Below are 25,370 nucleotides of genomic sequence, written 5' to 3'. Positions count from 1 at the left end.
ATCCCGCTAATTTAAATGAAGAGTATAGTCTGTTTAAATACTCATATAAATTTGTGTAGTGCGTCTTTTGTGAACAAACAATTCACTACATATTTCTACAAATTATGCTATCATTATATCTATTGTATATTGAAGAGGTGATTGTATGTTAAAGATTGGATCTCATGTTTCCATGAGTGGTAAGAACATGTTATTAGCAGCAAGTGAAGAGGCTGTTTCATACGGTGCAACAACGTTTATGATTTATACAGGTGCACCGCAAAATACACGAAGAAAACCAATTGAAGAATTGAACATAGAAGCAGGAAGAAAACATATGGAGCTGAATGGTATTGAGGAAATTATCGTCCATGCGCCGTATATTATTAATGTTGGGAATACGACGAAGCCAGAAACATTCCAATTAGGTGTAGACTTCCTTCGTATGGAAATTGAAAGAACATCGGCATTAGGTGTAGCGAAACAAGTTGTTCTTCACCCAGGAGCGCACGTTGGTGCTGGAGCAGATGCTGGTATTCAACAAATTATTAAAGGGCTTAATGAAGTACTAACGCCAGAACAGACGGTTAACATTGCGTTAGAGACGATGGCAGGAAAAGGAACAGAATGTGGTCGTAGCTTTGAAGAAATTGCAAAGATCATTGATGGCGTAAAATATAATGAAAAGCTATCTGTATGCTTTGATACGTGTCATACGCACGATGCAGGATATGATATTGTAAATGACTTTGACGGTGTATTAAACGAATTTGATAAGATCGTTGGTATAGATCGTTTACAAGTACTTCATATTAATGATAGTAAAAATGTACGCGGAGCAGGAAAAGACCGTCATGAAAACATCGGATTTGGTCACATTGGGTATAAAGCGTTGCATCACATTGTACATCATCCACAGTTAATGCATGTACCAAAAATTCTTGAAACACCGTATGTAGGGGAAGATAAAAAAGATAAGAAGCCACCATACAAATTGGAAATCGAAATGCTGAAAAACGGTACTTTTGATGAAGGGCTTCTTGAAAAAATTAAAGCGCAATAAGGAGGGGATTTCCCCTCCTTATTTTAGTAATTGCTGAAATAATGTATTTACTTGTTGGGCAGTGGCAGGGGAAGTTACTTTTGCGATCTGTTTTAAGAGCTCTAGTCGCTCGTTGTTATCGTAAATATTAATATTTTTACCTTTCATAAGTAAAACGATTTGGTCAGCTTGTGCAGTCGTAATAGAAACTTCATATTCTTTGCTATATTTTAATAACTCTTTTGTAGAAATATGATTTAATTTTTTATTAACAATTTGTTTAATGAGGTTCATCTTGTTATCCTCCTTCACGCGTTCTTCTATCGAAATATATGAGCATATAGCTTGTACATATTCGTATAGAGTTTCTTTTTTCATGAGGAAAAGAAGCGTATGTTATAATATAAGGACAAAACTACAGAAAAAGAGTAAAGGGAGGACCTATGGAGCAAAAGCAACATCGAAAAGAAAGTGTTATTCATCTCATTTATCGTTTAGTTATGATTATTTTTGGGGCAGCATGCGCAGCGGTAGCGATTGAACTATTTTTAATGCCAAATAAAATTATTGATGGTGGAATTATTGGTATTTCTCTTATATTAGATTATCTTACTCCTAATATTTGGTGGTTAAGTTTTTCTACTTTAGTCGTTGTTCTCAATATCCCATTTATGTATTCGGGTTATAAGCAAATTGGAAAAACATTTATGTTATCTTCGGCATTTGGTATTGTAGCGTTAGCGTTCATTGAGTCAACGTTACATACGGTGCCACCGTTTACAACAGAGCCTATTTTAGCGACTGTGTTTGGTGGTCTTATTTTAGGTCTTGGTGTAGGACTTGTAATTCGTCATGGTGGATCGTTAGATGGAACTGAAATTATGGGGATTTTATTAACGAAGAAATTACCGTTCTCTGTTGGTGAATTCGTAATGTTTGTGAACTTATTTATTTTTGCATGGGCAGCATTTGTGTTTGGTGTGGAACAAGCGATGTATTCTGTTATGACGTACTATATTGCATTTAAAACGATCGATACAGTAATTCAAGGGCTAGATGAAACGAAAGCAGTTTTAATTGTATCTGATCAATATGAGGAAGTATCAAATGCGATTTTACATCGACTCGGCCGTGGAACTACAAAGCTTGTAGCAAAAGGTGGTTATACAGATAAAGAAAAAGAAGTTATTTATGCAGTTGTAACGCGTCTAGAAGTGACGAAGTTAAAGTCAATTGTGCATGAAATTGATGAAAATGCGTTTGTTACGATTATGAGCACGCAAGAGACAAATGGTGGTAAGTTTAAATCGGCTATTCACTAAACGTATATAGGAATATTTTTCGAAAGCAGAGAATTTTTCTCTGCTTTTTGTTATAATAGTAAGGTTTCTTGAAAAAATAGATATATTTTAGGCAGATTGGTTTACAACTATAATAAGCTGTACTATAATTCAAATAGATATAAATCGGAATCATTCTGAATTAAAATAGGTGAGATGCTATGAATAATATATTAGAGATTGAAGGTTTAACATTCCGATACGAAGATCGGAATGTGTTAGAAAATATTAATTTGCAAGTTCCGAAGGGAGCTTTTTTAGGTTTAGTGGGACCGAATGGTTCAGGTAAATCAACTTTACTTAAGTGTTTATTAGGCGTTTTAAAGCCAAAAGAAGGAAGCATTCGTGTGTTTGGCGTTGATAGTAAGAAGTTTAAGGAATGGAATAAAGTTGGTTATGTATCTCAAAAAGCAAATAGTTTCAATTCTGGTTTTCCAGCAACTGTTTCTGAAGTTGTGTCAATGGGACTTGTTTCGAAAAAAGGGCTTTTTCGCTTTTTCACAAAAGAGGATAAGAAAAAGGTAGAAAAAGCAATTGCTGATGTAGGGATGAGTGAGTTTCAAGGTCGTAATATTGGAGAGCTTTCTGGTGGACAGCAACAGCGTGTATTTATTGCTCGTGCGCTCGTTAGTGATCCTGAATTGCTTATTTTAGACGAGCCTACTGTTGGAATCGATGTAAAAAATGTGGAAAGTTTTTACGAAATATTAGAGGATTTAAACAAAAGGCTCGGGATCACATTAATTCTTGTTACTCATGATATGGGAGCTGTTATCGAAAAAGTAACACATGTTGCATGCCTAAACCAACATCTACATTTCCATGGAAATGTAGAGAAGTTCCGAGAGTTAGAAGATGCAGAAATGTCCGTCTTATATGGACATCATGTTCATCGTTTAGAACACGAACATGAGCATCACGGGAGGATATAATGATACAAGATTTTTTACAATATGACTTTTTACGTAATTCTTTATACGCAGGTATTTTAATTGGACTTGTTGCACCGCTAATAGGTGTGTTTGTTGTTATTCGTCGTTTATCTCTTATTGCGGATGCATTAAGTCACGTGACGTTATCAGGTATTGCAGCAAGTTTATTACTTGAAAAAACCATTTTTACAGGTGGATTTTTAAACCCCTTATATATGGGGATGGTTTTTTCAATTGGTGGAGCGCTATTAATCGAAAAGTTAAGAACTGTATATAAGCACTATCAAGAATTAGCAATTCCGATTATCCTTTCGGCAGGGATGGGAGTTGGAGTTATTTTCATTTCACTTGCAAATGGATTTAACACAGACTTATTTAGTTATTTATTTGGTAGTGTCAGTGCTGTAACAAGTACGGATTTAATTATTATTGGGATTGTAGCAATTGTTGTTGTTGCGACAATTATTTTATTATATAAAGAGCTGTTTCTACTATCATTTGATGAGGAATACGCAGTATCAACTGGTTTAAGAGCGAAATGGATTCACTTTATTTTCATTATATTAGTTGCTCTTGTCATTGCAGTATCAATGCGTGTAGTAGGGGTTCTTCTCGTATCATCATTAATGACGTTACCAGTTGCAGCAAGTATTCGTATTGCTAAAGGATTTAAACAAACAATTTTCTTTTCCATTTTATTTGGTGAAATTGCAGTAATTGGTGGAATGTTTGCTTCGTATCAACTTGATCTAGCACCAGGTGGTACAATTGTTATGATAGCAGTTCTTATTTTAATCGGTGCGATTTTATGGAAGAAGAAAAAAACTGCATAAAGTAGGGATAGGTATGAATCTAACAGAAGCTTTACGCCTAATGAAGGAAAAAGGATACAAACATACTGGAAAAAGAGAAGAGATGCTCAGATTATTTGCAGCACATAATCGTTATTTAACTGCGAAAGACGTTTTAGAGCATATGAAAGACGATTATCCAGGGCTTAGTTTTGATACGATTTATCGTAACTTAACAGTTTTTGCTGAGATTGGTGTTTTAGAACAAACGGAATTAAATGGTGAAAAACATTTTCGTTTCACTTGTTCTATTATGGAACATCATCATCATTTTATTTGTTTGGATTGTGGGGGGACGAAAGAGATTACTTCCTGCCCAATGGATTTTATGAATAAAGATTTTACTGGTTATGAAGTAACGGGTCATAAGTTTGAAATATATGGTCGTTGTCCAAAATGTGCAAAGTAAAAGCTCGTCGGTTATATAACTGACGAGCTTTTTTACGTAGAAAAGAAGGTTGCTCACAAATATTGTGGCAACCTTCTTTTTATTGTTCTTGTGTCTCTTTTTCTTTTTCTCGTTCAGCAGCCATTTCAGCAGCAATTACGTCGATTTCTTTTTTCAGTTCTTCTACCATTGTTTCTTCTGGTACTTTACGAACGACTTGCCCTTTACGGAATAATAATCCCTCTCCACGTGCACCAGCAATACCGATATCAGCTTCACGAGCTTCACCAGGACCATTTACAGCGCAACCAAGTACTGCAACTTTAATTGGTACTTGAAGTGTAGAGATGTATTCTTCCACTTCGTTAGCGATGCTAATTAAATCGATTTCAATACGACCACAAGTTGGACAAGAGATAAGTGTCGCTGCGTTAGAAGCAAGACCGAATGATTTTAATAATTCACGAGCAACTTTTACTTCTTCAACTGGATCAGCACTTAATGAAATACGTAGTGTATTTCCGATGCCTTTACTTAAGATTGCTCCAAGACCAGCGGCACTTTTTACAGTTCCAGCAAACAATGTTCCAGATTCTGTAATACCTAAATGTAATGGGTAATCAAAAGCGCGAGCAGCTTTCTCGTATGCTTCGATTGCTAAGTTAACATCAGAGGCTTTCATAGATACGATAATATCGTGGAAATCTAAGTCCTCTAAAATTTTAATATGATGTAGCGCGCTCTCAACCATACCATCTGCAGTTGGGTACCCGTATTTTTCTAAAATGTGACGCTCTAATGAACCAGCGTTTACACCAATACGGATTGGAATACCGCGCTCTTTTGCTGCATTTACAACAGCTTCTACTTTATGGCGACGACCAATATTACCTGGATTGATACGTACTTTATCGATGCCACCTTCAATTGCTTTTAAAGCAAGGCGATAATCAAAATGAATATCAGCAACAAGTGGAATGTTGATTTGTTTTTTTATATCAGCAATAGCATCTGCTGCGCGTTCATCTGGAACGGCAACACGGACGACTTGACAGCCAGCTTCTTCTAAACGCTTGATTTCAGCAACTGTTGCTTCAACATCATGTGTTTTTGTTGTTGTCATACTTTGTATAATTAATTCATTATTACCGCCGATTGTTAAATTACCGACTTTAACTGGACGTGTTTTTGTACGATGAGTCATTTCATTCACGAATAGATCGCTCTCCTTATAAAAGAAGTTTCTTATTTAGTCCCTCATATCAATAATAGTATACGTGATATAGGGCTATAGAAACCGAAGTGCTCGGTTTCACTTTTACTATTGTATCAGCGCCTTTATGTAATTGACAAGGATTAAGTGATGGCTTATTGATATAACGGGAATTTATAAGACTTTCCAATTTGTATTTTTGTAGCAGATGTACTTTTGTTTAATTGTTTAAAGTCGTCAATGACTTTTTCTATGGAAGGAATTTTTTTCTTGTTAATTTGTTCTGTAATAGAAAGAACTGTCTCGCCAGTTTTTACTTCAATTGTTTTATAAGATGTATCCGTTTCTTTTTCTGTTTTATTCTCTTTATTTTGTTGGCTGTCTGTGTTTTCTTTTTTAATCGTTTGGGCAGCAGTTGTTTTTTTATATGAACTTAACATCGGTAAAGTACCGATTTTTATATCGTAATAAAATATATAACCGAGAACAAGCACGAATAGGAATATACCTAACCTCTTCATATTCTTCACTCCTTTGCTAGGAATATATGCTTGTCCAAAAAAAAAATGCCTATTTAGGCATTTTTTTATTTTTCTTTCGGTTGGGGTACCTCTTTAATCGTTAAGTATAGAACGATTAAAACAACAGCGATATAAATGAATGTTGCCCCAGGTACGACGATTTTGAATAAATCCATAATCATGAAGAAAATGGTTGGGATTGTGTAGCTGTATGCAGTTAGTGTCCAAACTTGTTTATAGGATAGTTTACGTTGACCGCTCATAGCAGAACCGATGAACGCAAGTAAAGTCACGCCTACAAAAGTGATGAATAATTGGAATAGGTACACTAAGAATCCAATAACAAATAATAAAATTGGATAAATATTATCGAATAAAGAAATAAATTCTTGTAGATCTTTTTTCTCAAGAGATGCACCTAACAAATCGTTATAAGAATACGTTTGTGTTTGACCATTTCCCATAGAGACTACTTTATCTTTTAAAACAAATAAACCTGTTTTATTTTGATATTTTTCTAGGTCTGTTGAATTTGGATCAAATACGAAAAGTGCATTTCCTTCTTCTTTTTCAATAGGCTGATCAATATCGGCTTTTAGTTCGCCATTTTCAATTTTAAAATCAGGTAAATCTTTATCGATGACTTGATTTACCATGCCTACACCATCTTGGATAAAACTACCGTACAAAAAAGTTCTTGGAATAGTAGTAATTAAGCAAAGTAGCATAATATACAAAATGGTTTTACCGATTTTTTGAAAACGGAATAGCGCCATATCTTTAGGCGAGTATATGCTTTTTACGAATTGGGTAAATATGGACATAGATTCACTTCCTTTATGTATGTATAAAATCATTGTAACGTAGGAATCTAGAGAATCTCAAGATATATTATATTTACATATAGTGGAGATAACTAAATTTCTTTTTATTAACTTTCTTCTTTTAAATAAGAAAAATACAATTGACACTTTTCTTTTCTATATGGTAAATTTATCTTACATTTCTTAAAGGGCATATCCGATAGGAATTCCTTTATTTGATATGTTGTTACATACATAATTGTGGACCCTTAGCTCAGCTGGTTAGAGCAGACGGCTCATAACCGTCCGGTCGTAGGTTCGAGTCCTACAGGGTCCATATCCATTTCGCATGTTTATTATGTTAGCAGGAAGCTTCCTTGTAGAAGGAAGCTTTTTTTACGGAATATATGAGCATTTTAATTGAAAAGAAGTGGGAATTTTGCTACTTTAATGATAGCAAGACAATGTGATTTATTTGTTTGCACCCTATGGCAATTAGGGTAGAATGAAGTTGTATGTCACTTAAGTGGCAATACATAAACTGGGAGGAATATAACAATGGCAAAACACGAATTACCAAATTTACCTTATGCGTATGATGCTTTAGAGCCTCACTTTGACAAAGAAACAATGAACATCCATCATACAAAACATCACAACACGTACATTACAAACTTAAACGCTGCTTTAGAAGGTCATGCAGAATTAGCTGACAAAAGCGTAGAAGAATTAGTTGCAAACTTAAACGAAGTACCAGAAGCAATCCGTACAGCAGTACGTAACAATGGTGGCGGACATGCTAACCATACATTCTTCTGGACAATCCTATCTCCAAACGGCGGAGGACAACCTGTAGGTGAACTTGCAACTGCAATTGAAGCAAAATTCGGTAGCTTCGATGCATTCAAAGAAGAATTCGCAAAAGCTGGCGCAACTCGCTTCGGTTCTGGTTGGGCTTGGTTAGTAGTAAACAATGGTGAGCTAGAAGTAACAAGCACTCCAAACCAAGATTCTCCTTTAACTGAAGGTAAAACGCCAGTTATCGGTTTAGATGTTTGGGAGCATGCTTACTACTTAAACTACCAAAACCGTCGTCCAGACTACATCGGTGCATTCTGGAACGTTGTAGATTGGAACGCTGCTGAAAAACGTTACCAAGAAGCAAAATAATTGTAATAAATATAGAAAAAAGCTAGGGGAGAACCCCTAGCTTTTTTCTATGCTTTCCTTTTACATAATTGAGCTTGTCTTTGGAAGACTAGAACATGAAGTAAAGGAGAGTTGTGTATGAAGTGGAAACATATAATTGGTGACGTTGAAGTGAATCGGGATTTAGTGTTATTGCTCCTTATAGGAGGTTTATACACGCTCGCAATTTCTTTATCGAATACGTTTGTAAATATTTATTTATGGAAACAAACACAAAATTATGTGAATCTTGGCTTGTATAATTTGGCCAGCGTTATATTACAGCCTCTCACATTTCTTGTAGGGGGAAAATTAGCGAAACGTATCGATCGCTCGATTTTATTACGAATAGGAGTAGGAACGCTCGCAATTTTTTTTATTGTTGTCTTAGTAGCGGGGAAAAGTGCTTCTCAGTATATTTTATTAATGGGGGCTCTTTTAGGAGTAGGATACGGTTTTTACTGGTTGGCTTTTAACTTATTGACATTTGAAATTACAGAACCAGAAACAAGAGATTTCTTTAATGGGTTTCTTGGACTTCTTACATCCTTCTCTGGGATGATCGGACCAATAGCAGCAGGATACACAATTTCACGTATGGAGAAATGGAGTGGTTATACTGTTATATTCTTTCTTTCATTAGTTCTATTTGCAATTGCTGTCGTCTTAAGCTTCTTTTTATCTAAAAGAGAATGTGAAGGGCGTTATGAAATCGTGCAAGTATTGAAAGAACGACGGATTGATAAAAATTGGGGAAAGATTACACGAGCTCATTTTTTCCAAGGATTGAGAGAAGGAACGTTTATTTTTGTCATTTCAGTATATGTTTATTTAGCAACTAATAGTGAGTTTGCATTAGGGAAATACAGTTTAGTGAACTCTGCTGTATCCTTTGTATGTTATTACTTAGTTGCTCGTATGTTAAAGAAGGAGTGGCGAAAAAAAGCAATTTTACTTGGAGGCATTATTTTATATGCTGTCGTCTTTTTAGTTATTTTCAATGTTACATACACGAAATTACTTATTTATGCGGCATGTATTGCAATTGCATATCCTATTTTACTTGTTCCGTACGGATCAATGACATATGACGTAATTGGTAGAGCGAAAAATGCGAGAGAATGGCGTGTGGAATATGTCGTTGTTCGGGAGCTGTGGTTAAACGCCGGAAGAATCTGTTCCATTTTAAGTTTTTTATGTGCTGTACTATTCTTTCCACCTGAAAAAAGTTTACCTTACTTATTATGTATTTTAGGTGCTGGACATTTTCTTATTTATTTTGCAGTTAAAAATGTCAAATATGATGAGGGAAATGCGAGTAAAGCAAGTGTTGTAACGCAAGGGAACGCGCAAAACCAAACTGAACCAGAAGGTTAACTTCTCGTTTGTTTTATGCTAGAATAGAAAAAGATGTAAGACAGCAGTGAGGACACCTGTATGAAGGTGTCCCTTTCACATTACATAGCTGTTGGTAGAGGGGGTTTGTATGAGCAAGAAACAGAAGCAAAATAAGAAAAAGACCCACGTTCCTTTTCGGTTAAACGTGCTGTTTTTCTGCGTGTTTTTAATGTTCTCCGCGGTTATTGTAAGGCTCGGATATGTACAAATTGTTCGTGGTGAAGAATATAAGAATGAAGTGGAGAAGAAAGAAAACTCAACGATAAGTAATCCTGTACCGCGTGGGAAAATATTTGACCGTTATGGGCGAGCTGTAGTAGATAATGTAGCCATTCGTACTATTACATTTACAAAAATGAAAGGATCAACTGCAGAAGATCGCTTAGAAACAGCGAAAAAGCTAGCAGATTTGATTGAAGTACCGACAGATAAATTAACGGATCGCGATAAAAAGGATTATTGGCTTGCTATGCATAAAGAGGAAGCTAAAGAAAAAATTACGAATAAAGATCGTCAAGAGTTTAAAGATAAAAAAATTGATGATAAAGAATTAGACGAGCGCCAGCGAAGTCGTGTAACAGAAGAAGAGGTTAATCAATTATCCGCAAAAGATCTAGAAATACTAGCGATTAAGAGTAAGATGGATGGCGGATATGCAATGACACCTCAAGTTATTAAAAAGGATGCTACAGAAAAGGAATATTCGATTATTAGTGAAAACTTAGCAGTATTACCAGGTGTAGATACGAATGTTGATTGGGATCGAAAATATACGTACGATGATTTATTCCGAAGTGTACTTGGTGGGGTGTCGACATCTGATGAAGGCTTACCTAGAGAAAGACTAGATTACTATCTTGTTCGTGATTATAATCGAAATGACCGAGTAGGAAAAAGTTATCTTGAGCAACAGTATGAAGATAGCCTACACGGTACGAAAGCAGAAGTTAGAAATGTTACAGATAAAAACGGTAATATTTTAGAAACGATTAATGTATCAAAAGGACAAAGTGGTAATGACCTGAACTTAACAATTGATATGGAATTACAAAAGCGCGTGGAAGATATTCTTGCGAAGAATTTAATGAGGTTTAAAGGAAGCGAACCTCTTTTAGATCGCGCATTCGTTGTAATGATGAACCCAAAAAATGGCGAAGTTTTATCTATGGCGGGGAAACAATTAGTTAACGAAGATGGTCAAACGAAAGTAAATGACTTTGCATTAGGTACCATGACAAGTTCTTATCCGATGGGATCAACTGTAAAAGGTGCAACAGTACTTACTGGATATCAAACTGGTGCGATTCAACCAGGATCGGTGCAATTGGATGAACCAATTAAATTAAAAGGTACACCTACGAAGTCGTCTTGGAAAACGATGGGATACATTAATGATCTTACAGCTTTAAAAATGTCTTCTAACGTTTATATGTTTAAAACAGCGATGAATATCGCCGGTGTTCAGTATGTGAGAGGTGGTACGTTAGATATACCTCAAAAAGCATTTGATACGATGCGTTATTATTTCGGACAGTTTGGACTTGGTGTAAAAACAGGAATTGATTTACCGAATGAATCTGCTGGTCAGATGGGTAGAAGTAGTCAACCAGGTTTCTTACTAGATTTATCAATTGGACAGTATGATACGTATACACCGCTTCAATTAGCGCAATATATTTCGACGATTGCCAATGGCGGATATCGTATGCAACCACAAGTTGTAAAAGAAATTCGTCAACCGGCAGTGAAACCGGATGAAGTTGGGAAAGTTGTTCAATCTATGGAACCGAAAGTATTAAATCGTGTTGATATGCCAGAATCGCAAATTAAACGTGTTCAAGAAGGATTTAGACAAGTGTATAATGATTCAGGTGGTACAGCTACAAAATACTTTACAGGTGCAAAATATAAAGCGGCAGGGAAGACAGGTACCGCGCAAACTGTGTATGGCGGAGATAAAGAGATTGGTAGAAAGGCAAACGGTGAACGTGTGGAAACATATAACTTAACATTAGTAGGTTATGCGCCACTTGAAGATCCAGAAGTAGCATTCTCTGTTGTCGTTCCGTGGGTACATGATGATAAGACTGGTATTAATGGATATATTGGTCGTGAAATTATGGACGCTTACTTTGATTTGAAAAACAAAGAAGTAAATGGTGAAGCTCCAAAAGATGATAAAGACAATAAAAATAAAGAGCAAGATGATGAATAAAAAAGTTGTAAAAAAGCACACTATCTGAAAAGATAGTGTGCTTTTTTTTATGGTTTATGCATATCGTGTAATAAATGTGGACAAGTATACAATATTGGGAAAACACGCGGCCTTATAAATAATACTTGTATATGATGAGATAGGGGATAACTGTTTTATAGGGGAATTATCAGAGAAAATGAATAACTACTACCGATTAAAATTGTATCCCGCTATTAACGGGCAGTAAGACTCCCATCTCAAAATTCAGCGAAAGCAAAGAAGTTAGGTGGGGGGTCGGGCTGTCCGTAAAAGCCCGATTGGTGAGGGCTGATTAAAGTTTCACTTTATCGTATGTTGATTTTTGTGGAACTTTACAAAACTTTTACAAACAATTAAAACCGAATTAATAGTTTAGCAGTATTCTTATATCTGTAATCCTGTTATTTCCGGTTACTTCTAGGAGGAAGAACACGTGAAATGGATGCGTACACCGATTATAATTTTCGTACTATCGATATGGTTCCTCTGTTTTGAAATGTCTACTGCATTTGCTTTAAATGATATGGGAGAAGTGAGAGTTGATGGATCCTCAACGGTTTTTCCTATTATAGAAGCAGTAGCGGAGGAATATACAAAGGTGCATCCAGACGTGAAAATTTCCATCAGTGTTTCTGGAACTGGAGGAGGATTTAATCGTTTCAGTAAAGGAGAAGTAGATATAAATAATGCTTCGAGAGTAATGAAACAAGTCGAGAAAAATGAGATGAAGAAAAACTCTATTCAGTTCACACCTTTTGAGGTCGCTAACGATGGTCTTACAATTGTTGTGAATCGGCACAATACATGGGTAGACGATATGTCAGTAGACGAGTTACGTTTACTGTGGAGTGAAGATGGAAGAGAGAAGCGATGGTCACAAATTCATTCAACATGGCCACGTGAACAAGTGAAGTTTTATGCACCAGGCGTAGACTCTGGTACTTATGATTATTTTCAAAATGTCATCTTACAAAATCATCGCATTGTAAAAAAAGTCTCTTTGTCTGAAGATGATCAAGTTATTATGCAAGGGGTAATGAATGATAAACATGCCATTGCTTTTGTAGGATATGCTTATTATATGGCTAATCGAGATAAGGTGAAAGCAATAAAAGTGAATGGTGTATTTCCGACGAAAGAGACCATTCAGTCAGGGAAGTATAAGCCGTTATCTAGGCCGCTACTTACTTATGTGAATAATGCATCTATCCGAAATAAAATGAATGTAGCAAACTATGTTGAGTTTATGATTCAGCATGTTGGTAACCTCGCTGAAGAGGTCGGGTATGTAAAATTACGAAAAGAAAAATACAATGAACAGCTGCGTATGTTAACAGAAATAATAAGGTAATGTCAGGGTGGAAAGGGGTTTTCATCTTTGGCTCATAATGACAAAAGTCAAATTACATTTTCTGTACAACATTTGATTGAAAGAAATACAAAACAAAGAAAAAAAACGCAGCGAATCAATCGAATAATGCCTTTGTTACTAAAAATAATTGCTAGCGTTTCTATTGTTACGACACTTGGAATTGTTTTTACGCTCTCTAATGAAACAATCATGTTTTTTCAAAAAATATCATTGTACTCCTTTTTGACGGAGAAAGAATGGTTACCGTTTTTTGAAAATCCTAAATTCGGTATATTACCACTTATATGTGGAACGTTCCTTGTAACAGCAATCGCTATGTTTGTAGCAATTCCTATCGGTTTAGCGTGTGCCGTATTTTTAAGCGAATATGCTTCAAATAGTGCACGGAAAATATTAAAGCCGATGTTAGAGCTATTAGCAGGTATCCCGACAATTGTATATGGTTTTTTTGCATTAACAATTGTTACGCCGCTTTTACAAAGGATTATACCAGATTTACAGTTTTTTAATGCGATTAGCCCAGGAATCGTTATCGGATTTATGATGATGCCTACAGTTGCATCTCTATCTGAAGACGCGATGAGAGCTGTGGCGAAAGGGACGAAAGAAGCTTCATTAGCACTCGGAGCGACGCGGTTTGAAATGGTAAAACAAGTGGTGTTTCCGTCCGCTTTTACAGGGATTATGGCAGCAATTATATTAGCGGCTTCGCGTGCAATTGGTGAAACGATGATTGTTGTAATTGCGGCAGGATCCACACCAAATGTATCGCTTGATCCGACACATTCTATTCAAACGTTAACAGCCTATATTGTGCAAGTAAGTTTAGGTGATGCTCCGCATGGAACGATTACGTATTACAGCATGTATGCTGTAGGTGCAACATTATTTTTGTTTACTTTTATTATGAACATCATTTCGCAGTCAATTATGCGCCGTTTTAGGAGGATGACATAATATGCGGATGTTGAATCATAAAAAAATACAAAAAAATATGGCATCACGCTTTTTAAAAGATCGAATTTACAAATTGTTATTTTATATAGCAATTTTATTTTCAATCGTAATTTTGTTTGTGTTACTGTTTCAAATTGTTGAAAAAGGTATAAGCTATCTTTCAATAGATTTCTTTACAAATTTCGCTTCGCGTAATCCGAAAGAAGCTGGTATTGCTGCAGCTTTGTCAGGGACAATATTATTTATGAGTATTGTTATACCTGTTTCTTTTATATTTGGAGTTGGAACAGCTCTTTATTTAGAGCAATATGCGAAGGAATCTCTATTTAAAAAAATAGTAGAGATTAATAATCAAACGTTAGCAGGAGTACCATCCGTTGTATTTGGATTGCTTGGTTTAACTATTTTTGTATATGCTCTTCATTTAGGAGAGAGTATAGTTGCAGCAGCACTGACGATGAGTTTACTCGTCTTACCAACAGTTGTTGTGGCGAGTCAAGAAGCAATCCGATCAGTACCAAGTGCATTATTAGAGGGTTCTTACGGATTAGGTGCTACGAAGTGGCAAACGATGTATCAAATTGTATTGCCATATGCTTTCCCGGGGATTATAACGGGCTGTACGTTAGCGATATCAAGAGCAATTGGAGAAGCAGCACCACTATTAGTTATTGGGGCACTTGCGTTTGCAAATTATGTTCCATTTAGTATGTTTGATAGATTTACAGTTTTACCAATTCAAATTTTTAATTGGATGAGTAGGCCACAAGAAGAATTTCAGTATGTAGCAGCAGCTGGGATGATTGTTTTGTTAGGTTTGTTGCTATTTATCAATATATTTGTTTTATGGTTACGAAATCGAAAATAAGTTGGAAGTGGATGAAAGGGGAATTCAAATGGTAGCAACAGTAGTAAATGTACAGGTGAAAAACGAAGAGAAAATCGAGACTGCGCCAAAGAAAGTAGTATTTGATACGAAAAACTTAAATTTATGGTATGGGGAAGACCATGCTTTAAAAGATATTAATTTAAGTATTCATGAGAATGAAGTTACAGCAATTATCGGTCCAAGTGGCTGTGGTAAATCAACGTACTTAAAAACGTTAAATCGCATGGTAGAGTTAGTACCGATCGTTCGAACTACAGGTGTAATTGAATATAGAGAACGCAATATATTTGATAAATCATATCCAGTTGAAGAATTAAGAACGCACGTAGGAATGGTGTTCCAAAAGCCAAATCCATTTCCAAAATCTATTTATGAGAATGTAGCATACGGTCCAAAAATCCATGGTATCCGTGACAAAAAGACATTAGATGAAATTGTTGAGAAAAGTTTACGCGGAGCAGCGATTTGGGATGAGTTAAAAGATCGTTTGCACGATAATGCATACGGTTTATCTGGTGGACAGCAACAGCGTCTATGCATCGCACGTTGCTTAGCTATTGAGCCAGACGTTATTTTAATGGATGAGCCAACATCGGCACTAGATCCAATTTCAACATTAAAAGTAGAAGAATTAATTCAAGAGTTAAAGAAAGACTTTAGTATTGTTATCGTAACGCATAATATGCAACAAGCAGCGCGTATTTCAGACAAAACCGCTTTCTTCTTAAGCGGGGAAGTTGTGGAGTATACAGATACAAACAAATTATTTACGACGCCTTCAGATAAGCGTACAGAAGATTATATTACAGGTCGCTTTGGTTGATATCGTTGCAAAGCTAAGAGAAAATGCCCTCTTAACAGAGGGCATTTCTTATTTTTATCTCACTTTAATAGGGAAGTAATACCTTCTCTTTATCTTAAGGTTTATTACAAGCGTAAGAGGTTATGTAGGAGATTTATCCCGCTATTTGCGGGCAGTAAGACCCCACCTCAAAATTCAGCAAAAGCAAAGAAGTTAGGTGGGCGGGCGGGCGGCCTGTAAAAGCCCGATTGATGAGGGGTGATTAAAGTTTCACTTTGTATATAATGGCACATAATATTGAGGGGGAAGAAAAAATGGTAAGAGAACAGTTTCAAGGTGATTTAAAAGTGTTACAGCAAAAGGTGATTGAGCTTGGCAAATTAGCGAATGCGGCTTTATTGATTGCTATGGAAGGTCTGCATACAAGGGATGTAGAGAAAGCGTTAGAGGTCATTGATGGTGATTACCGTATGGATAATTTAGAAGAGGAAATAAACGATCTTGCGCTTATGCTCATTACGAAGCAGCAACCTGTAGCAAGTGACTTAAGAAGAATCTTTATTTCAATTAAAACAGCGACAGATTTAGAGCGTATTGCAGATCATGCTGTTAATATTGCAAAGGCTACAATTCGTCTTGGGGAAAAAGAAGTGGCTGTTAGTTTGCACAACCTGGATGAAATGTTTGCGGTTGCAAATAAGATGTTGCATTTAGCGTTAGAAGCATATGAACAAGAAAATTTAACTTTCGCGAAACAAATTGCTGAAATGGATGATTCCGTTGATGAAATATATGGAAAAGCAATTCGTGAGTTTATATCTTCAGTTCCGGAACAACCAGAAGCAATTACGCAAATTACACAATTATCATTTGTGGCGAGATATATTGAGCGTGTAGCAGACCATATTACAAATATTGCTGAAAATGTATTTTATTTAGTAAAAGGAAAGCATTATTTATTGAATGAGTAGGAATGAAAGTAGGTGATGAGAAATCACCTGCTTTTTTTAGTCAAAACATGACAAAAAAAGCTCGTTGTTTCCTTTAGTTTATGATGATAAGATGTATCATAATGTAATGGGAAAATTAGTATATATGTTGTTCGTTAATAAGTATTATTTATCAATTAATAGTAAGCGCTTTCTTGTCGTTTTAAACGTACGTTTTTATAGGTGGGAAATTTAATTATAGGGTCTTTTAAATGAGGATTCGTTTAACTAATCAAGTTTATGCTGCTAGTTCATGTGGGATAGAGAATATACATATGGTATATGGAGCTACTGAACATTATATAAGTGGAGGCTGAAGTATATGAAGGGGGTTATTTTAGCTGGAGGAAAAGGAAGACGCCTTAGACCATTAACATGTAATACTCCAAAGCCGATGTTACCATTATTAGAAAAACCAGTTTTAGAATACAATATTGAGTTATTACGCCAGCATGGTATTCGTGAAATTGCAATTACTGTTCAATATATGAGTACGACGATTAAGCGATATTTTGGTGATGGTAGTAAATGGGGAGTTAACTTGTATTATTTTGAAGACTCTCCTCCGCTTGGTACAGCAGGGAGTATTAAACAAGCAGAACAATTTTTAGATGAAACATTTGTTGTAATAAGCGGGGATGCATTAACTGACTTTCAATTATCAGAAGGAATTAGGTTTCATGAACAAAAGAGAAGAATGGTAACAATGTTTGTGAAAGAAGTAGAAAATCCACTCTCATTTGGATTGGTTGTAATGAATAAAGACCAGGAGGTTACACGATATATAGAAAAGCCGGGCTGGAATGAGGTAGTATCTAATGTTGTGAATACAGGCATATATATTATGGAGCCAGAAATCTTTTCTTACATACCGCCTAGACAATTTTTTGATTTCAGTCATGATGTGTTTCCGTTATTGGCAAACAAAAATGTGTTATTCGCATATTTGTCAGAAGGTTATTGGTTAGATATCGGCACATTTAATCAATATCGACAAGCACAATTTGATTTGTTAACGAAAAAGTTACAAGTACCTATTCCTTATACGGAAGTATTACCGATGGTATGGATGGGAGAAGGGGTGACGATTGGGAAAGGGACAAAAATTCATGGCCCCTCTTTCATTGGAGAAGGAGCAAAGATTGGTACAGGAGCTGTAATTGAGCCATATTCTATTATTGGAAAAAATAGTATCGTTTCAAATTATTCTCATCTTCAAAAAAGTATTGTTTTTGCAAATGCCCATATTGGAAAGTATTGTGAACTATTAGAAACGACAATAGGAGAGCGTACAATAGTTGAAGATGACGTTACATTGTTTCAAAAAAGCATTGTAGCGGACCACTGTCATATCGGGAGAAGTACGATAATTAAGCAAAAAGGAAAACTATGGCCTTATAAGGCGATTGATAGTCATTCGATAGTAGGAGCGGCTGGTATTCAAGAGAGTGAAATGAGTGCAGGGTGGTTACAAAAAAGCCGCATTGTAGGAAGAGGGAATGTTGAAATTACTCCCCAGTTTATCGTGAAGATTGCGATGGCGTATGGCTCTCTTTTTACAAAAGGAGAAAGTATATTAATTGGAAGTCAAGAAAATATAGAAACAACCTCTTATAAAAATTTATTTTTACATGCTATTCATGGTATAGGGATTCATACGATGGAATGCAAAGAAATGAACGAGTCACTTTTTCAATATAGTGTTCATCATTTGCAATGTGCAGGTGGGGTTTTCATTCAAGTGGAGAATGAGAATGAGATTGTTATAAAGTTGTATGGTCAAGCTGGCATGCCGTTAACGTATAAGCAGCAAAAAGAGATAGAACAAGTATATATGTCCGAATTGTTTTATTACGTGCATGAGAAAGAGATGGGGCGAAATAAGCTGGTTCATGTTTCTATGAATGAGTATATAGAAGTTATATTGGGGCATATTGATATCGAGAAAATACAGATGCAGAAGTTTCATCTTCTTATTAATAAGAGAAATGATACGTTGCAACATTTACTTATGCTCTTTCTACAAAGACTTGGTTGTACAGTTACATGGATTTATGCAAGCGAACAAAAAGATCATGTGAAAGCTTTGATGAAATCAAGTAAAGCGAATATGGCTCTTATGTTTTCTGAGCAAGGAAATCATTTCGAGTTATACGATAAACATAGTAATATTTACCAGGGTACAGATTTGGAAGAGGTAGATATTCCAGATTTCTTACTCGAATCTACAGGGAATATTTACCCAATGTCTTTGAAATTAGGAGAATGTTATCTTCTGTTTTATACGCAGGATGAAAGGAAGTCGTTTCAAGTAAGGTGGAAGCGAGATATTTTATATCGAATTGGAAAATTATTTGAGCTAATAGCATTGCAAGGAAAAACGTTTCTGAGCATAGTAGAGCAATCACCTCCGCTCTATTTACTTTATGATGAAGTGGTATGTTCATGGAATGAAAAAGGGAAAATTATGAGGAAATTATTGGATGATATTGAAAGGAAGGGAGAAGGTATATTTGAAGGAGTACAGTTCAAATATACTGAAAAAGAGTGGTCTTATATCGTTTCTGACACAAAACAACCAAAATTTTTAGTGTATTCACATGCTAGAAACCCAGTAATAGCAAGGGAAAACATGAAAAATCTTATAGAAAAAATTAGACAATATCAAAAGGTGTAGAATTTTTATTTTAAAAGTGGTATTATAGTATAGTCTGATTTAAGTTATTAGTACTGGAGGGAAATAAGAATGCGTGTGAATATTACTCTAGCATGTACAGAATGCGGAGATCGTAACTATATCTCAAAGAAAAATAAACGTAACAACGCTGAGCGTATCGAGCTTAAAAAGTATTGCAAGCGTGACAAGAAGTCTACGTTACACCGTGAAACAAAGTAAGCAGTAGGAATATTTTCCTACTGTTTCTTTTTTTATTCGATTCCTATGTTAAAAGTGATACACTATCATCATAGAGTAAAGTGTCACTGTAAGGAGGAGAATGTGTGAAAGAAGAGAAAGTGCGTTTGCGTAAACAAATAATAGAACACATGAATTCTTTATCAGAAGAACAATATACAACTTTATCAGAACAGATTGCATTTTCGTTGTATGCGCAAAAAGAGTGGGTTGAAGCTAAAACAATTGGAATTACTCTCTCAATGGAAAATGAAGTGAATACATATCCTATTATCGAAAAAGCTTGGGAAGAAGGAAAGAAAGTTGTAGTTCCTAAGTGTAATAAAGGAACAAGAACGATGTCCTTCCGGAAAATTAGTGATTTTGATCAATTAGAAACGGTGTACATGAATTTACGTGAACCGATTCCGGGACTTACGGAAGAAGTGAGTGCGGATGACATTGATCTTCAAATTGTGCCAGGCGTAGCTTATACAGAGCGAGGAGAACGGATTGGATACGGCGGGGGCTATTATGATCGTTATCTCGTGCATTATAAAGGGAAAACGCTATCATTAGCATATGATTTTCAAATGGTAAAACACATTCCGGTAGAGTCATTTGATAAAAATATAGAAAAAATTATTACAGAAAAAGGAACAATGCTTATAAATGAGCTTGTATAGACAAATAAAAATTGACGAGACTTTTTCTTCTTGATTATAATAAAATATGTGAACGTTTTCTTATTATAATTTTTATAGTAAGTGAGCATAGAGGGTGATGAAATGGTATCTATTTATGATATTCAGCAATTGCTAAAGAAATTTGGTACGATTATTTATACGGGAGATCGAATTGCAGATTTACAATTAATGCAAGATGAATTGCGTGAATTAAATCAATCACAGCTAATCGATCCACAAGACTATCAAACAGCTTTATTTTTATTGAAGCAAGAAATTCAAAAAGAGCTAAATAAGAATTAGATAAAGGTAGGTAAGCAACATGGAAGAGAAATGGTTAGTTGGTGTTGACCTTGGTGGTACAACGATTAAATTAGCATTTATTAATGTATACGGCGAAATTTTACATAAGTGGGAAATCCCTACAAATACAGGTGAGCAAGGAAAACATATTACACTTGATGTTGCGAAAGCAATTGATAAAAAGCTAGAAGAATTAGGCGAATTGAAGAGCAAGTTAATTGGTATTGGTATGGGAGCTCCTGGCCCTGTACATGTGGCATCTGGAATGATTTATGAAGCGGTTAATTTAGGGTGGAAAAACTATCCGCTAAAAGATTTATTAGAAGTAGAAACAGGATTACCTGTTGTTATTGATAATGATGCAAACTTAGCAGCGCTTGGTGAAATGTGGAAAGGTGCCGGTGAAGGTGCAAAAGATTTAATCTGCATGACACTTGGTACGGGCGTTGGTGGTGGTGTAATCGCCAATGGTGAGATTGTACACGGCGTGAGTGGTGCTGCTGGTGAGATTGGACATATTACAGTAGTTACAGAAAATGCTTTCCCATGTAATTGCGGGAAGTCTGGTTGCTTAGAAACAGTAGCATCTGCGACAGGTATTGTACGTGTTGCTATGCAAAAAATACAGGAGACTAATAAAGAAAGCATGTTGCGTTCTATGTTAGCTGAAGAAGGACGTATTACATCAAAAGATGTCTTTGAAGCACTTGGACAAGGTGATGAATTAGCAGGCGAAGTAGTAGAAAAAGTAGCTTCTTATTTAGGGTTAGCTGTAGCGAACCTATCTAGTACGTTGAACCCAGAGAAAATTGTTATTGGTGGAGGCGTGTCTAAAGCTGGAGATGCGCTATTAGAACCAATTCAACGCTATTTCGAGCAATACGCTTTCTCACGTGCTGTAAAGAGCACGAAGTTAGCTATTGCAACACTTGGTAATGATGCAGGTGTTATCGGAGGAGCTTGGCTTGTAAAAAAGCACAAATACGAAGCGAAGATGATATAAGTTTTGAAATATGAAAAGAGGAAGGGGAACCCTTCCTCTTTTTGTGTGAAATCTCGATGAAGAATAAAGTGTAAACGAATTAAGCTGCTGGTGGATACCCGTTATATAGAACAGTCATGATCGTAAACCATCCGAAAACGAGTACAGTTGCAATTGCAAAGCCGCTCGCGAAAAAGTTTTTTTCACCAAGTGTTCTAAGCGTAGCAAATACAGCTAACAGAGTGACAAGTGTAAAAATAATAACAAGGCCCATGCAATATCCTCCTCTGTCTACCCATTTCTTATTATGAGTTTTTGGAATATTTACTCTTTTATATTGTACATGTTTTAAAAATGATTGTCGAGATAGCATCCTTTCTTTTCCTAAGAGAAAGAAATGTTGTATCATTAAAAGTAAGTTTAATAACTGGAGGAGATTTTCATATGAAATGGATACAAATGCCGTTAGGCCCATTACAAACAAATGCTTATATTTTAATGAATGATCAAAAAGAGTGCATTATCTTTGACCCCGGTCACGAAGGTGAAAAGCTCGTTACATATTTACAAGAAGAACAATTAAAACCATTGGCTGTTTTATTAACGCATGCTCACTTTGATCATATCGGTGCTGTTGATGCGGTAAGAGACGCTTTTCATATTCCTGTATACGTACATAAAGAAGAAGCAGATTGGTTAGGAGATGCAACTGTAAACGGCTCTCAAATTTTTATGATGAACCGCAGTATTACAGCAAAACCAGCGGATCATATTATTGATGCAGAAGGTACATTAACAATTGGATCATTTAATTTTGAAATTTTTGAGACGCCAGGACATTCTCCAGGAAGTATTTCTTATTATAGTAAAGAGGCAAATGCTGTATTCTCAGGAGATGTATTGTTCCAAATGAGCATTGGAAGAACAGATTTGCCTGGTGGAAGTTTTGCTGAATTAATTGGAAGTATTGAAGAGAAATTATTTGTATTACCAGATGAGACAGCGGTGTTATGTGGACATGGTCCAGAAACAAGCATTGGTTTTGAAAAAGAAAATAATCCGTTTTTACAATAAGGAATCATTATGGGAATGGAGCTCATTTTAAGAGAATGGATGAGGAAAGAAAAGGATTATTCAATTTCATATAGTACGTATATGAACCTTGTATTGTATACAGAAGGTCATGGATATTATATGAAAGAACGTGAAAAGATTGGAAGACAAGGGGATTTTTTTACAAGTAGCAATGTATCCTCTGTTTTTGCAAAAACTTTTGCTAAATTTTTTATTCGTCTTGTTGAAAGTGGTGAAGTTGCTTCGAATATTTGTGAGGTTGGTGGGGGAACTGGAAAGTTTGCCTATGATGTTTTACAAGAATGGAAGCAATTATCTCCAAAAACCTTTATTGATTTAAACTATTCAATGATTGAAGTGAGCCCTTTTCATAGGAAATTACAGCAGGAGCAACTTGGCTCATTTTCTAATGTATCGTACTATACCTCCTATAGTGAAATGGGAGATTCTTTTGAGGGAATTCTCTTTTCGAATGAGTTGTTTGATGCATTTCCTGTTGAAATAATTGAGAAAAGAAATGGTATGTTGTATGAAGTGCGTATTACATATACAGAGGAAGGAAACCTTTCAGAAGTATGTAGGCCGTTAGATAAAAGAATTGGTCGATATTTATTGAAATATAATATTCATATTGCTGAAGGACAACGTTTTGAAGTACCACTTGTGATGGAGGAGTATGTAAAAGAAATTGCGAAATGGTTTCAAAAAGGTATATGTATTACAGTTGATTACGGATACACAAAAGAAGAATGGATGCATCCAGCACACCGTGAAGGAAGTTTGCGAGGTTATTATCAGCATAAGCTAATACGTAACCCACTAGCGCATCCAGGTGAAATGGATCTTACTACTCATATTCATTGGGACGAGCTAAAGGAGATGTTTAGTCTGCAAGGAATGAGTGCAGTATGGCATAAGAAACAATCTGAGTTCTTGTTAGCTGCAGGGATATTAGAACAGCTTACGAGCCATCAAGATATGAATCCTTTTTCTGAAACGCAAAAACAAAATCGAGCAGTTCGTTCTATGATTTTGAATGGAGGAGTAGGGAGTGCGTTTGATGTTGTTATACATACAAAAGATATGCAACATTTACATTTGGAGCGGTATGTAACAATATAAAAAACAAGACACAGTATATACTGTGTCTTGTTTTTTAATACGACTTATGTAGTATTATATATTTCCTCTCATGATATATATTTATATTAAAGATATGAGATAAAAAATATAGAATACGTTCTTTTTCTTCGATTATTAGTCCCTAACCTAATAATACGCGAACGAGTTGAATTATTGTTTCGTTCTCTACTTTGTAATAAATTTCTAATCCTTTTCTTTCACTAGAAACGATTTTAGCGCTTTTTAATTTTGCTAAATGCTGTGAAATTGTAGATTGTGGCATGTTTAAGCCAGTGTACATTGTAGAAACGTTGCTTGGACCGCGCTCAATTAATCCTTTTACGATACATAAACGAACAGGATGAGCCAGCACTTTTAATAATTCTGCATTACTTTCATATAGTTCTAATTCTTTTTGAAAGGTTTCTAACATGTTCTTTTCCACCTCCGTGTGAGCTATTATACCATACTATACATACCAAAAATTTAAAGAAAAGAAAATAGTTGTTGCAGAAAAAAAGTCCTAAAGTAAAGAAATTGTAAGAAAAGAGACCATGATGTAAATAAAATAGGTAAATTAGCACGTTTTTGTAAAATGACATTTTTGGGTGAAAATTTCGATGCGTTTTAAAAATTGAAAGATATAGATATATTTGTAACACAATTTTATCATGATTTTCTTATTCTTTCAAATGAATATACAAAATTTTTAAAATAATATGACAAAGGAATTATAATGATATATATAGAATATAAAACAGGTTAAAAGAAAAGAAGCTGAATGTAATTCGCTTCTTTATGGTGATCATAAAATATTTGATTACGGCTGATAAATCTTAGGATAATCAAGTCATTAGTCATTTATTCTAAAATTCATCTTTTAGCAACGTTAAAAATCTGTGATTCCATATGTTCTCGTAAAAATCAATTGTCTCTTTTGCGGACATAAAAGGATTATTCAACGTAGAGGTTGTTTTCTGTACCATAAAGTTTTCGTATCCTAGTCCGTGGGCAAACTTAATCGTAGCATCCATACAGTACTCTGTTTGGGCACCGCAAAATTCAATGCGATTTACAGATAATTGATCTAAAATTTCTTTTAAGTTTGTTTTATAAAATGAATTTGCATGTGTTTTTCTTACAAAAAAATCTTGTTCTTGAACATCAAGATCGGTATGAATAGCCCAAAGTTCTTTCTCGGGTACTAAATCATCATCACAATGTTGAACAAAAAGGATTGGTTTATTTAATTTTCTGTATGAAGAAATTCTTTTATTTACTTTTGTTAGTAAGTTCTGTAAATCAAATAAATGCTCTCCGCCATAACATACGCCATTTTGTAAATCGATAACGATTAAAATATCTGCACAAGTATCCATTATTTTTACCCCTTTTTTATTTCTTAATATA

At 35.3% G+C, this 25,370-nt stretch carries 27 protein-coding genes and 1 tRNA gene; 21 read left to right on the top strand and 7 right to left on the bottom strand.

Translation table 11 applies throughout. The features are described from left to right. Nucleotides 1-145: 145 nt before the first annotated feature. A complete protein-coding gene (locus ACS2FK_RS03090) occupies nucleotides 146-1,042 on the top strand; it encodes a deoxyribonuclease IV (protein ID WP_063548654.1) in 897 nt (298 codons plus the stop codon). 18 nt (nucleotides 1,043-1,060) lie between these two features. On the opposite strand, the gene ACS2FK_RS03085 is transcribed toward ACS2FK_RS03090, so the two are convergent. After that, nucleotides 1,061-1,315, bottom strand: a complete 255-nt coding sequence (locus ACS2FK_RS03085) for a DUF2624 domain-containing protein (protein WP_001048958.1) — start codon at nucleotides 1,313-1,315, stop codon at nucleotides 1,061-1,063. Nucleotides 1,316-1,464: 149 nt separating this feature from the next. Between ACS2FK_RS03085 and ACS2FK_RS03080 the strand changes: the two genes are divergently transcribed. The 4 genes from ACS2FK_RS03080 (at nucleotide 1,465) to ACS2FK_RS03065 (ending at nucleotide 4,553) form a co-directional block, all read left to right on the top strand. Further along, nucleotides 1,465-2,343, top strand: a complete 879-nt coding sequence (locus ACS2FK_RS03080) for a YitT family protein (protein ID WP_063548652.1) — start codon at nucleotides 1,465-1,467, stop codon at nucleotides 2,341-2,343. A 179-nt stretch (nucleotides 2,344-2,522) separates the two neighbouring features. Further along, nucleotides 2,523-3,293 (top strand): metal ABC transporter ATP-binding protein, encoded by a 771-nt coding sequence (locus ACS2FK_RS03075; protein WP_063548650.1) that lies wholly within the window; start codon nucleotides 2,523-2,525, stop codon nucleotides 3,291-3,293. After that, the gene (locus tag ACS2FK_RS03070) at nucleotides 3,293-4,126 is read left to right on the top strand and encodes a metal ABC transporter permease (protein ID WP_000613817.1); all 834 of its coding nucleotides are present in this window, start codon (nucleotides 3,293-3,295) and stop codon (nucleotides 4,124-4,126) included. The genes ACS2FK_RS03075 and ACS2FK_RS03070 overlap by 1 nt, the downstream gene beginning before the upstream one ends. Nucleotides 4,127-4,139: 13 nt before the next feature. Next, entirely contained in the window at nucleotides 4,140-4,553 is a 414-nt protein-coding gene (locus ACS2FK_RS03065; RefSeq protein WP_001054516.1) for a Fur family transcriptional regulator, read from the top strand. Between the two features lie 79 nt (nucleotides 4,554-4,632). Here the strand turns inward: ACS2FK_RS03065 and ispG are convergent, their stop codons facing one another. From ispG to yqgB, 3 genes are all read right to left on the bottom strand, one after another. Further along, a complete protein-coding gene (gene ispG / locus ACS2FK_RS03060; protein WP_153578351.1) occupies nucleotides 4,633-5,736 on the bottom strand; it encodes a flavodoxin-dependent (E)-4-hydroxy-3-methylbut-2-enyl-diphosphate synthase in 1,104 nt (367 codons plus the stop codon). Nucleotides 5,737-5,900: 164 nt separating this feature from the next. Then, nucleotides 5,901-6,266, bottom strand: coding sequence for a protein YqfZ (gene yqfZ / locus ACS2FK_RS03055; RefSeq protein ID WP_000825415.1), 366 nt, complete (start codon nucleotides 6,264-6,266; stop codon nucleotides 5,901-5,903). 65 nt (nucleotides 6,267-6,331) lie between these two features. Further along, a complete protein-coding gene (gene yqgB / locus ACS2FK_RS03050) occupies nucleotides 6,332-7,090 on the bottom strand; it encodes a protein YqgB (protein ID WP_000021895.1) in 759 nt (252 codons plus the stop codon). A gap of 242 nt (nucleotides 7,091-7,332) precedes the next feature. Here yqgB and ACS2FK_RS03045 point away from each other — a divergent pair. The 14 genes from ACS2FK_RS03045 to glcK all read left to right on the top strand — a co-directional run bounded on the left by ACS2FK_RS03045 (nucleotide 7,333) and on the right by glcK (nucleotide 21,785). Next, nucleotides 7,333-7,406, top strand: a tRNA-Ile gene (locus ACS2FK_RS03045). 221 nt (nucleotides 7,407-7,627) lie between these two features. Then, complete coding sequence (gene sodA, locus ACS2FK_RS03040) at nucleotides 7,628-8,239, top strand: superoxide dismutase [Mn] (protein WP_001052031.1); 612 nt, start codon at nucleotides 7,628-7,630, stop codon at nucleotides 8,237-8,239. A gap of 117 nt (nucleotides 8,240-8,356) precedes the next feature. Continuing rightward, nucleotides 8,357-9,634, top strand: a complete 1,278-nt coding sequence (locus ACS2FK_RS03035) for an MFS transporter (protein WP_000871362.1) — start codon at nucleotides 8,357-8,359, stop codon at nucleotides 9,632-9,634. Between the two features lie 109 nt (nucleotides 9,635-9,743). Continuing rightward, entirely contained in the window at nucleotides 9,744-11,870 is a 2,127-nt protein-coding gene (locus ACS2FK_RS03030) for a peptidoglycan D,D-transpeptidase FtsI family protein (RefSeq protein ID WP_000038978.1), read from the top strand. A 463-nt stretch (nucleotides 11,871-12,333) separates the two neighbouring features. Further along, the gene (locus tag ACS2FK_RS03025) at nucleotides 12,334-13,242 is read left to right on the top strand and encodes a PstS family phosphate ABC transporter substrate-binding protein (RefSeq protein ID WP_153596372.1); all 909 of its coding nucleotides are present in this window, start codon (nucleotides 12,334-12,336) and stop codon (nucleotides 13,240-13,242) included. A gap of 27 nt (nucleotides 13,243-13,269) precedes the next feature. Further along, complete coding sequence (gene pstC / locus ACS2FK_RS03020) at nucleotides 13,270-14,220, top strand: phosphate ABC transporter permease subunit PstC (RefSeq protein ID WP_000940904.1); 951 nt, start codon at nucleotides 13,270-13,272, stop codon at nucleotides 14,218-14,220. A gap of 1 nt (nucleotide 14,221) precedes the next feature. After that, the gene (gene pstA / locus ACS2FK_RS03015; protein ID WP_029443309.1) at nucleotides 14,222-15,088 is read left to right on the top strand and encodes a phosphate ABC transporter permease PstA; all 867 of its coding nucleotides are present in this window, start codon (nucleotides 14,222-14,224) and stop codon (nucleotides 15,086-15,088) included. 28 nt (nucleotides 15,089-15,116) lie between these two features. Then, nucleotides 15,117-15,932 (top strand): phosphate ABC transporter ATP-binding protein, encoded by an 816-nt coding sequence (gene pstB / locus ACS2FK_RS03010; RefSeq protein WP_000226681.1) that lies wholly within the window; start codon nucleotides 15,117-15,119, stop codon nucleotides 15,930-15,932. A 293-nt stretch (nucleotides 15,933-16,225) separates the two neighbouring features. Beyond that, the gene (gene phoU, locus ACS2FK_RS03005; RefSeq protein ID WP_063548648.1) at nucleotides 16,226-16,882 is read left to right on the top strand and encodes a phosphate signaling complex protein PhoU; all 657 of its coding nucleotides are present in this window, start codon (nucleotides 16,226-16,228) and stop codon (nucleotides 16,880-16,882) included. Between the two features lie 340 nt (nucleotides 16,883-17,222). Next, the gene (locus ACS2FK_RS03000; protein ID WP_000679345.1) at nucleotides 17,223-19,577 is read left to right on the top strand and encodes a sugar phosphate nucleotidyltransferase; all 2,355 of its coding nucleotides are present in this window, start codon (nucleotides 17,223-17,225) and stop codon (nucleotides 19,575-19,577) included. Between the two features lie 69 nt (nucleotides 19,578-19,646). Beyond that, nucleotides 19,647-19,796 (top strand): 50S ribosomal protein L33, encoded by a 150-nt coding sequence (gene rpmG, locus ACS2FK_RS02995; protein ID WP_001265616.1) that lies wholly within the window; start codon nucleotides 19,647-19,649, stop codon nucleotides 19,794-19,796. Between the two features lie 104 nt (nucleotides 19,797-19,900). After that, nucleotides 19,901-20,479 (top strand): 5-formyltetrahydrofolate cyclo-ligase, encoded by a 579-nt coding sequence (locus ACS2FK_RS02990; RefSeq protein ID WP_063548646.1) that lies wholly within the window; start codon nucleotides 19,901-19,903, stop codon nucleotides 20,477-20,479. Between the two features lie 102 nt (nucleotides 20,480-20,581). Continuing rightward, nucleotides 20,582-20,782 carry a YqgQ family protein gene (locus tag ACS2FK_RS02985; RefSeq protein WP_000253699.1) on the top strand — a complete coding sequence of 67 codons (201 nt, stop codon included), beginning with the start codon at nucleotides 20,582-20,584 and terminating at the stop codon, nucleotides 20,780-20,782. A gap of 19 nt (nucleotides 20,783-20,801) precedes the next feature. Beyond that, nucleotides 20,802-21,785 (top strand): glucokinase, encoded by a 984-nt coding sequence (gene glcK, locus ACS2FK_RS02980; RefSeq protein WP_000391701.1) that lies wholly within the window; start codon nucleotides 20,802-20,804, stop codon nucleotides 21,783-21,785. A 79-nt stretch (nucleotides 21,786-21,864) separates the two neighbouring features. On the opposite strand, the gene ACS2FK_RS02975 is transcribed toward glcK, so the two are convergent. Then, nucleotides 21,865-22,038 carry a DUF2759 domain-containing protein gene (locus tag ACS2FK_RS02975; protein ID WP_080469879.1) on the bottom strand — a complete coding sequence of 58 codons (174 nt, stop codon included), beginning with the start codon at nucleotides 22,036-22,038 and terminating at the stop codon, nucleotides 21,865-21,867. Nucleotides 22,039-22,208: 170 nt separating this feature from the next. Here ACS2FK_RS02975 and ACS2FK_RS02970 point away from each other — a divergent pair, with 170 nt between their 5' ends. Then, on the top strand, nucleotides 22,209-22,838 hold the full coding sequence (locus ACS2FK_RS02970) for an MBL fold metallo-hydrolase (RefSeq protein ID WP_000871225.1): 630 nt from the start codon (nucleotides 22,209-22,211) through the stop codon (nucleotides 22,836-22,838). 9 nt (nucleotides 22,839-22,847) lie between these two features. Further along, nucleotides 22,848-23,960: a class I SAM-dependent methyltransferase gene (locus ACS2FK_RS02965; protein WP_063548644.1), complete on the top strand. Its 1,113-nt coding sequence runs from the start codon at nucleotides 22,848-22,850 to the stop codon at nucleotides 23,958-23,960. A 142-nt stretch (nucleotides 23,961-24,102) separates the two neighbouring features. Here the strand turns inward: ACS2FK_RS02965 and ACS2FK_RS02960 are convergent, their stop codons facing one another. Further along, a complete protein-coding gene (locus ACS2FK_RS02960) occupies nucleotides 24,103-24,393 on the bottom strand; it encodes an ArsR/SmtB family transcription factor (protein WP_000894377.1) in 291 nt (96 codons plus the stop codon). Between the two features lie 433 nt (nucleotides 24,394-24,826). Beyond that, complete coding sequence (locus ACS2FK_RS02955) at nucleotides 24,827-25,339, bottom strand: cysteine hydrolase family protein (RefSeq protein ID WP_000379154.1); 513 nt, start codon at nucleotides 25,337-25,339, stop codon at nucleotides 24,827-24,829. Nucleotides 25,340-25,370: the final 31 nt, after the last annotated feature.

This window comes from Bacillus cereus group sp. BceL220, from assembly GCF_051776965.1.
GTDB classification, from domain to species: Bacteria; Bacillota; Bacilli; order Bacillales; family Bacillaceae_G; genus Bacillus_A; species Bacillus_A cereus.
Note: the sequence above shows the minus strand (reverse complement) of the source record. Positions and strands in the feature narration are given on the sequence as shown.

Coding starts and splice junctions, on each gene's coding strand:
- ACS2FK_RS03090 (WP_063548654.1), top strand. CDS start 146: ATGTTAAAGATTGGATCTCATGTTTCCATGAGTGGTAAGAACATGTTA.
- ACS2FK_RS03085 (WP_001048958.1), bottom strand. CDS start 1,315: ATGAACCTCATTAAACAAATTGTTAATAAAAAATTAAATCATATTTCT.
- ACS2FK_RS03080 (WP_063548652.1), top strand. CDS start 1,465: ATGGAGCAAAAGCAACATCGAAAAGAAAGTGTTATTCATCTCATTTAT.
- ACS2FK_RS03075 (WP_063548650.1), top strand. CDS start 2,523: ATGAATAATATATTAGAGATTGAAGGTTTAACATTCCGATACGAAGAT.
- ACS2FK_RS03070 (WP_000613817.1), top strand. CDS start 3,293: ATGATACAAGATTTTTTACAATATGACTTTTTACGTAATTCTTTATAC.
- ACS2FK_RS03065 (WP_001054516.1), top strand. CDS start 4,140: ATGAATCTAACAGAAGCTTTACGCCTAATGAAGGAAAAAGGATACAAA.
- ispG (WP_153578351.1), bottom strand. CDS start 5,736: ATGACTCATCGTACAAAAACACGTCCAGTTAAAGTCGGTAATTTAACA.
- yqfZ (WP_000825415.1), bottom strand. CDS start 6,266: ATGAAGAGGTTAGGTATATTCCTATTCGTGCTTGTTCTCGGTTATATA.
- yqgB (WP_000021895.1), bottom strand. CDS start 7,090: ATGTCCATATTTACCCAATTCGTAAAAAGCATATACTCGCCTAAAGAT.
- sodA (WP_001052031.1), top strand. CDS start 7,628: ATGGCAAAACACGAATTACCAAATTTACCTTATGCGTATGATGCTTTA.
- ACS2FK_RS03035 (WP_000871362.1), top strand. CDS start 8,357: ATGAAGTGGAAACATATAATTGGTGACGTTGAAGTGAATCGGGATTTA.
- ACS2FK_RS03030 (WP_000038978.1), top strand. CDS start 9,744: ATGAGCAAGAAACAGAAGCAAAATAAGAAAAAGACCCACGTTCCTTTT.
- ACS2FK_RS03025 (WP_153596372.1), top strand. CDS start 12,334: ATGCGTACACCGATTATAATTTTCGTACTATCGATATGGTTCCTCTGT.
- pstA (WP_029443309.1), top strand. CDS start 14,222: ATGCGGATGTTGAATCATAAAAAAATACAAAAAAATATGGCATCACGC.
- pstB (WP_000226681.1), top strand. CDS start 15,117: ATGGTAGCAACAGTAGTAAATGTACAGGTGAAAAACGAAGAGAAAATC.
- phoU (WP_063548648.1), top strand. CDS start 16,226: ATGGTAAGAGAACAGTTTCAAGGTGATTTAAAAGTGTTACAGCAAAAG.
- ACS2FK_RS03000 (WP_000679345.1), top strand. CDS start 17,223: ATGAAGGGGGTTATTTTAGCTGGAGGAAAAGGAAGACGCCTTAGACCA.
- rpmG (WP_001265616.1), top strand. CDS start 19,647: ATGCGTGTGAATATTACTCTAGCATGTACAGAATGCGGAGATCGTAAC.
- ACS2FK_RS02985 (WP_000253699.1), top strand. CDS start 20,582: ATGGTATCTATTTATGATATTCAGCAATTGCTAAAGAAATTTGGTACG.
- glcK (WP_000391701.1), top strand. CDS start 20,802: ATGGAAGAGAAATGGTTAGTTGGTGTTGACCTTGGTGGTACAACGATT.
- ACS2FK_RS02975 (WP_080469879.1), bottom strand. CDS start 22,038: ATGGGCCTTGTTATTATTTTTACACTTGTCACTCTGTTAGCTGTATTT.
- ACS2FK_RS02970 (WP_000871225.1), top strand. CDS start 22,209: ATGAAATGGATACAAATGCCGTTAGGCCCATTACAAACAAATGCTTAT.
- ACS2FK_RS02965 (WP_063548644.1), top strand. CDS start 22,848: ATGGGAATGGAGCTCATTTTAAGAGAATGGATGAGGAAAGAAAAGGAT.
- ACS2FK_RS02960 (WP_000894377.1), bottom strand. CDS start 24,393: ATGTTAGAAACCTTTCAAAAAGAATTAGAACTATATGAAAGTAATGCA.
- ACS2FK_RS02955 (WP_000379154.1), bottom strand. CDS start 25,339: ATGGATACTTGTGCAGATATTTTAATCGTTATCGATTTACAAAATGGC.